Raw genomic sequence first — 13,654 nt, forward strand, 5'->3', positions numbered from 1 at the left:
GATTTCCTAGGTACCATACTACTTGGTGAATAACGAAGTGATAAATTTTACTTCTGGATATTGGTTATTTGGCACTTCAAGGAAGTTACTGTCTTTATTTTTTAAATACTTGTCAAAGAAATTGAGTGTATATACGTTTATAATAGATGTAGCCCTTTGTGGACTAATTTTACCTGTTACACCAAACAATTTGAGAAGTGGTGTAAAGAATTGTATGTCAGCGAAATTATAATGTTCCATATTTTCGATATACATAACTTGCCCATCGTTATTAGCCACTTTCTTGATGTGCTCAATTTCAACTTTCTTATCTTTTGTTTGTTTATCTATCTCTTCTCTTTTAACTCCCTTTGACTTCAGTTCTTCATCTGTGTAAATGTAATTTTGCATGACCTTATTTAGGTTTTCTAATCCGCTTTCTGAGTATATAAACATAAATGGTTTATTTATACCATCCCTATCGTAGATGTTATATAACCCACCATCCATATTTATTCCTGCTGTAATCCTAGGATCATAAGAAGAGTCATATGCCATACCCCCGCCCATGGAATGTCCTAATATGCCAATATGGGATAGGTCTATTTTTCCTTTGAATTTGATATGAAATTGACCAGAGTTTATTCTTTCAAATTGATCAAGGGTGAAGGTAACATCGTCAGTCCAAACCTTTCCTATCTTGTCGCGGTAATCAATTGTAGTTTGATAATCTGTTTTAGCTGTAAAATATTCATCTGTTTTACTCGTTGTTATTCGCCCATCTGGAAACACAGTTGCAAGTGTGCTATAGGTATGGTCTATAACTGCCATTATATAACCGTGACTAGCGAGATTTTCAGCTTGAGATGTATGCAAAGTTCTTGATGATGTGTAGCCATGGTTTAAGATTATAAGAGAATAAGAATTGCATGCTGTAGAAATTTCTGCATCTTTATAGGAATGACTCTTAATATAACTTAGATATTCGGTAACTACGGCTGGAAGTCCAAGCTTTTTGGAAATAGGCTTTAACGTTGAAACATTAGTTATAAAGGGTGAAGGGCTCCGAGACGTATATTGTGCAGGATACCATACTTGAACCATGAATTCTCTTTTACCTTCTTTAGCTTCATCAAAAATCTCATCTCTATTAGAATCTGAGAAATGAAAAGTCTGTGTACCTACCTTATATTTACCTGTTGGTTCAGGTAGCTTAAATATAGGAAAAGCATACAGAAGACTTGTTATTATGATTAGTATTCCAACAACAAATATGTTGATTAAAGTTGACTTTAGCCGTGAACTAGTTCGATAGGAAGGTGCTTTGAAATAAGTATAAACAGAGACAATTAGCATCAAGATTGTAAAGCAATATAGGAGTAAAAGCTGTACTCTATATCCTTCCACCAACAGGTGAACAGCAAAAAAACTGGTGCTGATTCCGCTTGTTATTAGTAACCCTATTCTACGATTACTATTTTTTAGAAAAAGTATTACCATAACAGAACTACATTTGATAAGAAAAATAACCATTCAAAAAGTCTCATTATTATCTCCTTTTGGTATTAGATTACTCTGCTAGATAGCATATAACCATTATATTATGCCATGCTGACATTAAACCATTGATTTAACTTACATTTAGTTTATCAAGCTTGCAATATTTTAAGTTAAATTAAAGATTTGGAACTTAAAACTGTAACTTTCTAAAGGATTTTATATTCAAGATTGATAGAACTTATAGATAATGTTCAAGGAGATGAAAGGAATATACATAGATAAAAGTAATTATAGTTAAGAGGTTGGAAAATCCTAAGAATATGAGTTATAACTATGGAAGATAGTAAATTTGAGTTTGGCGTTATTTTAGCAGTGAAGTAGTTTAAAAAGTATTAAAATTTATAAAGAAATATAATTTTAAATATAGCATCCTTACATAATGTAGTTGGATGCTATATGCATTTATTGAATTATGATAATGTATCTATATATAAAACATAATATAAGATCTAATAGTAAACTTAATATAGAGTAGGAGATAAATTTTATGGCAAGTAGCAGAATAAATAGCTATATTAACGTGAATTTAATAATAGCTCATTAGAAATGAAGCTAGCTTATGTTATACATTACCTTAAAGATTAATATAAATATAATAAATAGAATTTGGAGTTAAATTAGAAATTTTAAGGAGAGACATTTATGAAAAAGAAACTTTTATTATCAAGTATTGTAATTATTATAGCTTTATTTATGTTTACTGGTTGTATTCCTGGAGATGGAGCAGCTACTATTGCAAAACCAGCAGGGTTTTTCTCTGGAATTTGGCATGGATGGTTGGCACCAATTTCACTTATAATAGGTATTGTTGATAAGAATATTAGAGTTTATGAAGCTGTAAACACCGGATGGTGGTATGACTTTGGATTTTATATAGCTATTATCAGTGGCTTTGGAGGATTATCATTATGTAGGAAGAATAAAAAAGATAAGTAGAAACCTATACATTTAAGTTATAACATTAATATACCTGTGAAAATAATTATTCTTTTAGTATCATAGTTAGAACTTTAAACAATTGAGAATTGAGAATGAATAATTAACAATTATGATTGAAATTAATTCTTACAAATTAATTTCTTTAATAGATTTTTTAATGAAAGAGAAGTATAACTCAATAGTGAACTATAAATTGAGAATTTAACAGCCTCAAATATGATGCCGAGAAATATAAATTATTTTCATATATATTACTTTATCATAATGGGGTATAAATAAATTTATTACTAAGATGAGAGGGGGGATGGGCATGAAGAAAAGATTATCAATAATATCCATAATTTTATTTATATTTATTGCTTGTGGATATATGGCATATAAGCCATCCAATAGTAATAGTACTAATGATGTGCAGTTAACTGAAGAGGAAAAGCTAGAGGATTTCGAGTATATGTATACAATACTTGAAGAGAATTATCCATATTTCGAAGTAAATAAGAGATTAAATGGAATAAATTGGCTATCTCAAAAAGATGAATACATTGATAGAATAAAAGCTACTACTAATGATGACACGTATTTTAATGAGTTAAATAGTATATTATCTGAGCTTAAAAATGGACATACAAATATGTTAGATAAATGGTTTTATTCATATGCTAAAGACATTTATGAAAGAAATAAAAAATTTAACAAAGCATGGGTAAAACAATTGAATAATCCAAAGACAATAAATAGATATTCAAATATTCCAGAATCTAAAGGTAGATTTGAAGGTTCAGAAAATAATATAATAGCAGACAATATTAAAACCCATACTTTTGAAAAGGAGAAGATAGGATATTTAGCTATACATTCTTTTAATACATTTAACATTGAAGAAGATATGAAGACAATTAAACCTTTTCTAGAGTCTATTAAGGATTATAAAGGATTAATAATTGATATAAGGGGCAATGGTGGAGGAGATACTAGATATTGGAGTAATAATATAGTACCAATGCTTATTAATAACAAAGTAGAATGCATTCACTATAGTGCATTTAGAGGTGGAGATTTTACAGAGGCATTTTTAGAGTCTAGACGTGGAGTAGGATATGGAGGTTCGGGATCAATTTCTGATATTACTGGAGGAAAGCTAAAAAATATACCTCCAGAATTAAGTAAAGATTTTAAGTACTACGATGAGTTTAGAATAATATTAAATCCTAAAAATTCTATAGGATTCAATGGTAAGATTTACTTACTCACTGATGGTGGTGTTTTTTCTGCAGCTGAGGCATTTTCAGTTTTTGCTAAAAGTACAGGCTTTGCTACTTTAGTAGGGGAGACAACAGGTGGAGATGGCATTGGAAGTGATCCAGCAGTATGCACCTTACCAAATAGTGGCTATGTGTTTCGCTTTACAAAAGAGATGGGGCTCACCTCAGATGGTACATGCAATTTTGAACATAAAACAGTACCAGATATAAAAGTATCAGCAAAAATAGGTGCAAACTTTAATGAGGACGAAGCAATACAAACGGTATTAAAACTTTTAAAGTAAAAACTATATAAGCTTTATATTTTGATAAAAAATTATAATTATTTAGAGGAATATATAGATATACTACTCCTAAATTTAATTTATCTCTGAAAATAATTGATATTTTTGGTATTATATTTGAAACTATCGAATTCAAAATTCATAGTTCACAATTTACAATTGTGGATATTTCTCAGCAAAAGCTGAGAAATTTAAAATTGATTAATCGTAGCAGCGAACAGTATTCGCCATATATTATTGAATAAATATTAAACTATAACTCATATTAAAAAGAACTAGTGAATACTGTTTGCCCCTACAATAAAACACTAGCAATTGTATTGCTAGTTAAAAAATCTATTAAAGAAATTATTTTGATTAAAAATAATTTCTACCTTAATTGTAAATTTTGCATTGTGAATCGTGAATTGAAATATTTAAGGGCGTAGTTATATTCGGTTATGCATTAATTTTTAAAGTAGTTTATCTATATATAACTATGTTTATTAATAAAAAATTAGTAAAATAACTATAGGGTGCTTATAGCACCCTATAGTTATTTTGTCGATTTTTCTTACGTTATAGTTTTTTAATAACTTATCATAAATTAATTTATAAGTTATATATTCTAATAGATTTCATGAATGTTAGATATTGTTTTATAAAGATTATTATATTCATATACCTGTTTTTAAAAGATTATTAGCTTCTTCGTCAGAAAGATTTTTATGGTAGAATAGTTTGAAAAATTCTTTAGTATCTTTAGTTATATCTCCTTTATATAAATCTGGATATAGACAGGATTGAAACCATTTTATTCCCAGTAACCTGTTAATTGATGGTGGTTTATCGAACCAACTAAAGGGCAGTGATGGAATTATATATATTTTATTTTCCTTTACTGCAGAAAGTTGTTCCCATGAACTATCATTAAATACATTTGAATCTGCAACGATAACATCCGGCTCCCATGACATAATCTGTTCCATAGATACAGTATTACGGGCACCATGTTTTACAGGGAAATCGGCTACATTTTTTCCACCAGCATATTTTATAACTTCAGAATGAAGAGAACCTTCAGGATCTGTCTCTAATCCTTTAGGACCTTCTGCATAATAAACTTTTACTTTTTCATTATCTTTAATATTTTTTACAATTTCTTCTGACTCTTTAAGTACTTTTTCGCAGTATAGCGCTAGTTTTTCAGCTTCATCTTTTTTATCTAATAAATTTCCAACAAATCTGTAGGCTTCAGGTAATTTATCCATTTTTCCATCTACAAGAATAAATGGAATATTAGATTGTTTTTGAAATTTTTCTACTCCAGATATAGTTAAGTCGTTTATATCTCCCATAGATATTACTATGTCAGGTTTTAGATTAGCTATTTCTTCTATATTGCCAGATTTCTTACCTTGTAGGCTACCTGCTATAGGGAGTTTGCTAGTTTCTGGCATAAGGTATTCTAAGGATTTTTCTGAAAGCTTATTATTCCATGCCGCTAGTTTTTCAGGACATAGTGAATAAATAAATACAGAACCTAAGGGACTTGTACAATATATTTTTTCTATTTTAGACGGTATTTCTACTTCTCTTCCTGCTTGATCTGTTATAGTTTTATGGCTATTTAAAGTAGGAGTAGATTTTGGACTACAGCCATAAAAAGAAAATATTAGAATTAAAGATAGTAATAGGCCTGTAAGCTTTTTAAACATGTTATTATTACTCCTTTCTTTTAGTTTTATTTAAAATCAAAGGGGATGCATATATTTTTTTTAAGATTATCATTAATATTAATTTCTACCATTCTTATATTTACTCCATAAATTTCTTTTATAACTTTAGTAGTGATTTCATCAGATGGCTCACCAAAAGAAAATCCTCCTCCTTTTTTCATAATAGCAACTTTACTTCCGTACAAAAGAGCATGGTTAGGATTGTGACAGGACATAAGTATAGTTTGATTGTTATTTATACATAATGATTTTATCAATGCTAAAACTTTTATCTGATTTCCATAGTCAAGATTTGATGTTGGTTCATCCATTATTATTATGGAAGCCTCTTGAGCAAGAGCTCTTGCTATCAACACCAATTGTCTTTCACCACCGCTTAATTCTGTATAAATTTTATTCTTTAAATGAGCTATTTCTAAAATATCTAAAGATTTTGCTGCAATTTCTATATCTATTTTGCTTGGAGATGAAAAGTCTTTTATGTAAACAGCACGCCCCATTAACACTACATCCATCACTGTAAAAGGAAAAGGTGGTGTATGTGCCTGGGGTACATAAGAGATATGTTTATATAATTCTTTAGTAGAAAAAGTGTTTATATTTTTATCATCTATTAATATCTCTCCAGATTTTAGTTTTAAAAGCATTAGAATCGTTTTAAAAAGAGTAGTTTTTCCTACTCCATTAGGACCAAGTACACATAATAATTCACCAGATTCCAACCCAAAGGATAAATCTTTGAAAAGTATGTTATTACCATATCCAAAGGAAGCTTTTTTAATTTCTAGTTTCATAGCCAACCCTTCTTTACATTTATTAATAAATAAGCAAAAAATGGTATTCCAATTAAAGAAGTTAATATTCCAAGAGGTACCTCTACAGCAAACATACACCTAGCTAGATCATCTACTAATAGCATATATAAACTGCCTATAAAAAAAGAAGCTGGTAGTAAAGATTTATAATTTGGTCCATACATAGATCTAGTTAAATGTGGAATAACCAGTCCAACCCATCCAATAACTCCACAATATGAAACTATTGAAGCACTAAGTAAAGTAGAACATATTATTACAATAATCCTTATTCTATTTGTATTTACTCCTAGTGTTTTTGCTTCATCTTCTGGAAAAGACAATATGTTAATTTTCCATCTTATCAACATTAGAGGAACTAATCCTAGAATTATAGGTATTATCATAACTTGTAAATCTTTTAGTGTTATAGAAGATAGCCCACCCATAAGCCAAAAGGTTATAGCAGGAAGTTTATCATAGGGATCGCATATATATTTTATAAGAGACACTGCAGATGTAAACAATCCTTGAACCAACATTCCGGATAAGACTAAAACTAAACTTGGATCATGATGAGGAATTTTTCTGCTTATTCTCCAAGAGAGCATAACTGCTATTAAACCAAATATAAATGCTAGAATTTGTATAAAATGAACATTAAAAGAAAATAGTATACCTATAGCAACACCAAAGCTAGCACCGGCAGATGCTCCTAAAATATCAGGAGATACTAAAGGATTTTTAAACATACCCTGATAAGAGGCACCAGCAGTAGACAAAGCTCCACCAACTAATAAGGCAGCTATAATTCTAGGTAAACGTAAGTTGAAAAATATAGCAATAGCTTTATCATTTAGTGAGTATAAGTCATGTAAGGATATAGAATATCTTCCTATGCAAATTGATAATAAAATTAAAATAGCACCTATAGGAAATAGTAAATACTTTTTTACTTTTTTCATAAAATCAACTCATCTCTAAAATTTTCTATAGAAGCATTTCAAGTATAGTTAAAAAATTAACAGAATAAAGTTTAAAACATAAGCTATAGCATTTAAAGCTGCAGCATAATTTTATCAATAATTTTATAAATTTTTCTTAAGATGTTTTATCCCATAGTTTAATATTAGCTTCTGTATTTTTGTTCGTAAAATATAGAATAGCTTCTAGTACACCACCAGCAATATTTCGTGCTTTATCAGAAATAGTATAACAATTTCTGATTTCATGACATCTAGGGTCTACATCGGCTATTTTCAACCCTTTTTCAATTTTGCTGCCATTTCTTATAATTCCTCTTAACAATCCACCTATTTCTGTTTTAATTTCTACACTATCTACATAGGCTAAAACTTCACCTGAGGAGACAAAATCGCCGATTTCTCTTACATTTTGAATAATTCCATTAACTGGGCTGTATATAACCCTTTCTTTAGAATATCCTCCAATTTCCCCAGGGATACCCGTATTTTTCATGGCTTCTCCTTTTAATATAACTCTTCCTAAATTATGACCTCTCATGGTTTCTATAACAGCATGCACATCTTTACCAGCTTCAAAACCAGGTCCAAGAGCTATAGTTATTTCTGCCATATTCATTTTTGTACCTAAGTTTTTCTTTGCTATTATAGCGTCTATTAAAATTCTAGGTTTTAGCATTTCTATAAATTTACCATGAGGATCTACTGCGATAGGAATTTTATTATTTTGCCAGCATTTTAATATTTCATTAAAACTGCTTACTCTTATAGCAGTAGTATTTTCAATAGTAACTTTACCAGTATATATGGCTTCACTATAAGATACATTTCTTCTTATAGAAGTAGGATAATAAGTTTCTAAAACTAATATTTTAAAACCACTCCTATGAAGTTTATGTATAGTTCCAGAAGCTAAATCGCCGCCGCCCCTAACAATTATAACATTTTTATACATATTTACCCCATCCTCATTGTAAATTTTTGGTTAATATATATTCGTAATCTTTTACCGTATCAACATCTAATAAAGAATAATCACTTTTTAAATCTATAAACAAAACTTCACTAAGATGATTATTTATAATAGCCTTACCCCCTACATCTCCCTGTAAATTAAGTAATTGATCTTTGAATTTTGTTGAGAATATAGTAGGGGAACCAGCCTTAGTCTTGTATCTAGGTACTATTATAGAATTTTTATTTTTCATAAAAGCATCTAATAATAAATTTATAGTATAGGAATCTATTAATGGTTGATCACCAGTAAAAAACATATATCCATCTGATGCACACGTATTTAAGATACCTAGTTTTATAGACTGGCTTTGTCCTTTATAGGGCTCTGTATTTAAGACAGTTAAAATATTTTTACTTTTACCTATATCTAATATTTGTTTTTCCTTACCAACTAGAATTATTTCATTAAAAGTACATTTTTGCACTGCATCTATAACATATTCAATTATAGGCTTTCCTCTAAAGGGGAGTAATAACTTATTTTTTCCCATTCTAGTAGAATAGCCTGATGCCATTATTACAGCATTTACCATGGCAAACCTCCAATTTAAAGAGATACTAAACCGTATCTTTTTTCTTTTAAGCTTCCTATAATTATTTTATCTATAAATGAGTTAGAGTTTGAATGTAAGTATTTTATTAACTCATGTCCCAATAAAGTAGTATATTGATTTTCTACTTTATTTATAAATAGTATCTTTTCTCCTACAGAATCTTTAAAAAGTCCTAGAGGATGGACTATTAATGAAGCTATCATTGATATAGATATTTTTTCCCCTAAACTTCCATTACTTATATTTATAAAATGGTCTACTCTATGAACATTAATATCATTTATTATTTTACCTATACATGTTATGTCTAATACTCCTATGGTCTTAGTGGTATTTTTACATATAACTGGCTCATTTTCTCGCCATCCCTTAATAGGTTTTCTTTTGGAACCATCTGCTTCTATTATAGAATAGTCAAAATATTTAAATTTGTTATCCAAAAATTCTTTATTTAAACCAATTAGTTTATCATCTTCATTCATAAAACTCCCATATACATATATACCATTTTCTTCATAATCATCATATATAGAGCAATTTTCTTCTCCAATACATATAAAATCATAAGACGTTTTATCAGGAGGATATATCTTTGTGGTAGTTGTTACCAAAACCTTATTACAAGACCTTAGTTCTTCTGATAAATTTAGCATTAGGGAAGTTTTTCCACCGGCTCCAACTATTGATAAAACAGATCCTTTTTTAAAATTTAATATATTTGAAATAAGCATATTTACCTCTTTAATATAGTTTATTTTTTAAATATTATAGCAATAAATATGCCAAAATATCTTATAATTTACTTATCTATAAATTAGTATAAATTCGACAAGATTTTATAGGGTAAATGTTGAAAAATCAACATTTGAATAATACAAGAGTTCTGAAAAATATGTCTAAAATGGGATATACTACATATTTTAAACATTATATCTATATAGTAATAAAAATTATATATGGACATAATTTTAAAGCATTGAAATCTCTAGCTTTTTTCATTTAACTCTTATTAGATTAAATAAGATGATTGTTGGTAACAATTAATTTGCATTTATTTACATATAAATAATAATTATTAAAATGATAATTATTATAATATTGATAAATTGCATATATTCTAAATTTTCAATGAATTATTAGAAAAATTATCTTATTGATAAGGATTTGAAGTAAATTTTATTTTAATTTTCATATAATTGTGATAAAATTACTTTGTGGGAGTTATTGTAATTTATTGTAGAAAAAATAAATTAATGTTTAAGGAATGATATAAATATGAAGGGTTCTACATTACTAGAGATTCAAGACACAGTGGCTAAATATGCAAATATAATTTCAAATGTAATTAAAGTAGATGTTGAGATTGTAGATAAAAATTTGTGTAGAGTAGCGGGCACTGGTATTTATAAGAATGAAGTAAACAAAGATATATCAAAGGAAGGATATGTATACGATCATGTTATAAAAACTGGGGAAAAACAAATAATAAAAAATCCTGGACAGCATTCTTTCTGTAAAAAGTGTAATCATATAAATAATTGTGTAGAAAGAATGCTTGTTTGTACTCCTATAATTTTGAATAAAGATATTATTGGAGTAATAGGGCTTGTATGTTCAGAGGAAAGTCAAAGAACTCACTTTATAGAAAATTTTGACTCATTTATTCAGGTTTTAGATCAAATATCAGATTTTATAAGCACTAAATCATATGAACACCTTGAGTTTGAAAGAAGTAATATGATGGTAGAATTATTAAATCAAATAATAGACAGTGTAGATAAAGGTGTTTTAGTCACTAAAAACAATGAAATAGTTCATATGAACGTAAGTGCTATGAAACAACTCAAGCTAACTGCTAACAATATAAATAAAAAAATAACAATTTCTTCCACTAGCGAATATATACTTGGAGGCGAAGTATATACTATAATTATAAATGATGAAAGATTTCAACTTATGGGTAGAATTATACCTGTTTTTCCGGTGCTATCTTCTTATGATAGAATATTTGTATTTGAAGAAATAAAACATTTAAAATCTAAGATATGTAAAGTTAGCGGTGGAAGAGAAGTTATAAAAGTTGAAGATATTATTGGAAAGTCAAAAGCTATGCTTGAGCTTAAAAATAGAATTAAACAAATTGCTTCTTCAAGATCTACCGTTCTTATAACTGGAGAAAGTGGTACAGGAAAAGAAGTAATTGCAAGAGCTATACATTGTGAAAGTGATAAAAATACTAATCCTTTTATAGCTATAAACTGTGGAGCTATACCAGATGCTTTATTAGAAAGTGAATTATTTGGATATGTAAGAGGGGCTTTTAGTGGAGCAGATCCAAACGGAAGAGTAGGTAAGTTTGAATTAGCAAATAAGGGAATAATATTTTTAGACGAAATAGGGGACATGCCTTTAGATCTTCAGGTTAAAATATTAAGAGTACTTCAAGAAAGAAAGCTAGTAAGAATAGGTTCTAATCAACTTATAGATTTAGATATAAGAGTTATAGCAGCCACTAACAAAGATTTAAAAAAGCTTATAAAAGAAAATAAATTTAGAGAAGATTTATATTATAGACTTAATGTTATACCATTAAAAATACCACCTTTAAGGGAGAGAAAAGAAGATATAGCACTTCTTATGCATATGTTAGTAGAAAAATATAATGAATTACTTGGTAAGTCTGTTTATAAAATTGATAAAGAATGTCTAAATATTTTAACGAATTATCCATGGTATGGAAATGTAAGAGAGTTAGAAAACGCTGTAGAATTCATGATAAATATGGCAGATGATAGTGGGATAGTGACTGTTGATATGCTTCCACCAAACATAGTAGAGAATAAAAATTTTAACTCTTATGGAAATTATATAGATGGAGAGATAAGGACCTTAAAAGATATAGAAAAAGAATATATCCTAAAAGCTTTAGATATATATGGTCATGATACCAAAGGCAAACAATTGGCAGCGAAGCATTTAGGAATAGGTATAGCTACTCTATATAGAAAATTAGAAGGGATAAAAGAGTTATCAAAATAATAATTTTTTTATATATATTATATTATAAATCAATAAAAGCACATGCTTTATCGTAATGATAACTAATTATTGTTTTGATAATAAAATTATATACTTTAAAATTATATGAAGATACAAAGCTATTAATAAGCTTTGTATTTTTTTAAATAAAGTATTCATAATTTAGACAAAATCCATTATTTAAAGGAAAGTTAAATATATAAATAAAAATTAATAGACAAAAATTGGCATGGCTATTGCTTATAGTTATTTTCGGAAAGCAAAAATCTTTCAAAAGCAAAAAAAGAAAAGAGGTAATAGCAATGTGTAAAAAAATAAAATGGAAAGAAAATACTATGATGCAGAAACAAAATAAAGCATCTGTTGATTTTTTAGGAGAGGAAGAAATAAAAAAAGCTAGACATTTTCATGAAAGTTTTCCTCAATATACTAAGACTCCTTTAGTAAATTTAGATAATTTAGCAAAGCATATAGGTGTAGGTGGAGTATATGTAAAAGATGAATCTTACCGTTTTGGATTAAATGCTTTTAAAGTATTAGGTGGATCTTTTTCTATGGGTAAATACTTAGCAAAAAAATTAGGAAAAGACATCTCAGAATTGAGCTATGAAAAACTTACATCAGAGGAAATAAAAAAGGAACTTGGGGATATAACATTTGTTACAGCTACAGATGGAAATCACGGTCGTGGAGTAGCATGGACTGCAGCACAGTTAAAACAAAAATCAATAGTATATATGCCAAAAGGATCTTCATTAATAAGGCTTGAAAATATAAGGAAAGAAGGGGCAGAGGCTTCTATAACTGACATGAATTATGATGATGCTGTAAGACTTGCAGCTTCTGGGGCAGAAAAAAATGGATGGGTTGTGGTTCAAGATACTGCTTGGGAAGGATATGAAGAGATTCCTACTTGGATAATGCAAGGATATGGAACTATGGCATCAGAAGCACTAGAACAATTAAAAGAGCTAAATGTAGATAGACCTACACATATATTTGTACAGGCTGGAGTTGGTTCTTTAGCAGGAGCTGTTCAAGGATATTTTGCTTCAGTATTTAAAGATGAATGTCCAATAACTGTAGTAGTAGAAGCTGATGAGGCAGCTTGCTTATATGAATCAGCAATAGCTGGAGATGGAAAAGCAAGAGCAGTAACTGGAGATATGCCTACTATAATGGCAGGACTTGCTTGTGGGGAAGCAAATACTATAGGATGGGAAGTACTAAAATCTTACAGTTCAACTTTTGTATCTTGTCCGAATTGGGTTGCAGCTAATGGTATGAGAATATTGGGAAATCCTGTAAAGGAAGATAGAAGAGTAATATCTGGAGAATCAGGAGCAGTAACAACTGGACTCATAAGTGCAATAATGACAAGAGATGATATGAAAGAATTAAGGGAACAATTAAAACTAGATGAAAACTCTAGAATACTATTATTTAGTACAGAAGGAGACACAGATCCAGATAAATATAGACAAATTGTTTGGAATGGAGAATATTCAAAATAAAAAAATATGGG

11 protein-coding genes are annotated in these 13,654 nt (G+C 28.8%); 4 read left to right on the forward strand and 7 right to left on the reverse strand.

Annotated elements, in window-relative coordinates; translation table 11 throughout:
- Nucleotides 1–18 precede the first annotated feature (18 nt).
- Nucleotides 19–1,386 (reverse strand): alpha/beta hydrolase family protein, encoded by a 1,368-nt coding sequence (locus ACY1IQ_RS19505; protein WP_461615556.1) that lies wholly within the window; start codon nucleotides 1,384–1,386, stop codon nucleotides 19–21.
- 795 nt (nucleotides 1,387–2,181) lie between these two features.
- Between ACY1IQ_RS19505 and ACY1IQ_RS19510 the strand changes: the two genes are divergently transcribed.
- Together ACY1IQ_RS19510 and ACY1IQ_RS19515 are read left to right on the forward strand one after the other, a co-directional pair.
- Nucleotides 2,182–2,475 carry a hypothetical protein gene (locus ACY1IQ_RS19510; RefSeq protein WP_461615557.1) on the forward strand — a complete coding sequence of 98 codons (294 nt, stop codon included), beginning with the start codon at nucleotides 2,182–2,184 and terminating at the stop codon, nucleotides 2,473–2,475.
- A 313-nt stretch (nucleotides 2,476–2,788) separates the two neighbouring features.
- Entirely contained in the window at nucleotides 2,789–4,024 is a 1,236-nt protein-coding gene (locus ACY1IQ_RS19515) for a S41 family peptidase (protein ID WP_461615558.1), read from the forward strand.
- 656 nt (nucleotides 4,025–4,680) lie between these two features.
- Here the strand turns inward: ACY1IQ_RS19515 and ACY1IQ_RS19520 are convergent.
- The 6 genes from ACY1IQ_RS19520 to yqeC all read right to left on the reverse strand — a co-directional run bounded on the left by ACY1IQ_RS19520 (nucleotide 4,681) and on the right by yqeC (nucleotide 9,821).
- Entirely contained in the window at nucleotides 4,681–5,721 is a 1,041-nt protein-coding gene (locus ACY1IQ_RS19520; RefSeq protein ID WP_461615559.1) for an ABC transporter substrate-binding protein, read from the reverse strand.
- A 26-nt stretch (nucleotides 5,722–5,747) separates the two neighbouring features.
- Nucleotides 5,748–6,536, reverse strand: coding sequence for an ABC transporter ATP-binding protein (locus ACY1IQ_RS19525; protein WP_461615560.1), 789 nt, complete (start codon nucleotides 6,534–6,536; stop codon nucleotides 5,748–5,750).
- On the reverse strand, nucleotides 6,533–7,501 hold the full coding sequence (locus ACY1IQ_RS19530) for a FecCD family ABC transporter permease (protein WP_461615561.1): 969 nt from the start codon (nucleotides 7,499–7,501) through the stop codon (nucleotides 6,533–6,535). Before ACY1IQ_RS19530 ends, ACY1IQ_RS19525 begins: the two co-directional genes overlap by 4 nt.
- Before the next feature lie 136 nt (nucleotides 7,502–7,637).
- Nucleotides 7,638–8,474, reverse strand: coding sequence for a selenium-dependent molybdenum cofactor biosynthesis protein YqeB (gene yqeB, locus ACY1IQ_RS19535; protein WP_461615562.1), 837 nt, complete (start codon nucleotides 8,472–8,474; stop codon nucleotides 7,638–7,640).
- A 13-nt stretch (nucleotides 8,475–8,487) separates the two neighbouring features.
- Nucleotides 8,488–9,069: a molybdenum cofactor cytidylyltransferase gene (mocA, locus tag ACY1IQ_RS19540; protein ID WP_461615563.1), complete on the reverse strand. Its 582-nt coding sequence runs from the start codon at nucleotides 9,067–9,069 to the stop codon at nucleotides 8,488–8,490.
- Nucleotides 9,070–9,083: 14 nt separating this feature from the next.
- Nucleotides 9,084–9,821, reverse strand: coding sequence for a selenium cofactor biosynthesis protein YqeC (yqeC, locus tag ACY1IQ_RS19545; protein ID WP_461615564.1), 738 nt, complete (start codon nucleotides 9,819–9,821; stop codon nucleotides 9,084–9,086).
- A gap of 544 nt (nucleotides 9,822–10,365) precedes the next feature.
- On the opposite strand from yqeC, the gene ACY1IQ_RS19550 reads away from it, so the two are divergent.
- Together ACY1IQ_RS19550 and dpaL are read left to right on the forward strand one after the other, a co-directional pair.
- Nucleotides 10,366–12,129 (forward strand): sigma-54 interaction domain-containing protein, encoded by a 1,764-nt coding sequence (locus ACY1IQ_RS19550; RefSeq protein ID WP_461615565.1) that lies wholly within the window; start codon nucleotides 10,366–10,368, stop codon nucleotides 12,127–12,129.
- Between the two features lie 302 nt (nucleotides 12,130–12,431).
- Nucleotides 12,432–13,643: a diaminopropionate ammonia-lyase gene (dpaL, locus tag ACY1IQ_RS19555; protein WP_461615566.1), complete on the forward strand. Its 1,212-nt coding sequence runs from the start codon at nucleotides 12,432–12,434 to the stop codon at nucleotides 13,641–13,643.
- Nucleotides 13,644–13,654: the final 11 nt, after the last annotated feature.

The sequence above is a fragment of the Clostridium sp. Marseille-QA1073 genome, from assembly GCF_054863625.1.

Excerpts from the sequence above, each read along its gene's own strand:
- ACY1IQ_RS19510 (WP_461615557.1), top strand. The coding sequence starts at position 2,182 with ATGAAAAAGAAACTTTTATTATCAAGTATTGTAATTATTATAGCTTTA.
- dpaL (WP_461615566.1), top strand. The coding sequence starts at position 12,432 with ATGTGTAAAAAAATAAAATGGAAAGAAAATACTATGATGCAGAAACAA.
- ACY1IQ_RS19520 (WP_461615559.1), bottom strand. The coding sequence starts at position 5,721 with ATGTTTAAAAAGCTTACAGGCCTATTACTATCTTTAATTCTAATATTT.
- ACY1IQ_RS19515 (WP_461615558.1), top strand. The coding sequence starts at position 2,789 with ATGAAGAAAAGATTATCAATAATATCCATAATTTTATTTATATTTATT.
- ACY1IQ_RS19525 (WP_461615560.1), bottom strand. The coding sequence starts at position 6,536 with ATGAAACTAGAAATTAAAAAAGCTTCCTTTGGATATGGTAATAACATA.
- ACY1IQ_RS19550 (WP_461615565.1), top strand. The coding sequence starts at position 10,366 with ATGAAGGGTTCTACATTACTAGAGATTCAAGACACAGTGGCTAAATAT.
- yqeB (WP_461615562.1), bottom strand. The coding sequence starts at position 8,474 with ATGTATAAAAATGTTATAATTGTTAGGGGCGGCGGCGATTTAGCTTCT.
- mocA (WP_461615563.1), bottom strand. The coding sequence starts at position 9,069 with ATGGTAAATGCTGTAATAATGGCATCAGGCTATTCTACTAGAATGGGA.
- yqeC (WP_461615564.1), bottom strand. The coding sequence starts at position 9,821 with ATGCTTATTTCAAATATATTAAATTTTAAAAAAGGATCTGTTTTATCA.
- ACY1IQ_RS19530 (WP_461615561.1), bottom strand. The coding sequence starts at position 7,501 with ATGAAAAAAGTAAAAAAGTATTTACTATTTCCTATAGGTGCTATTTTA.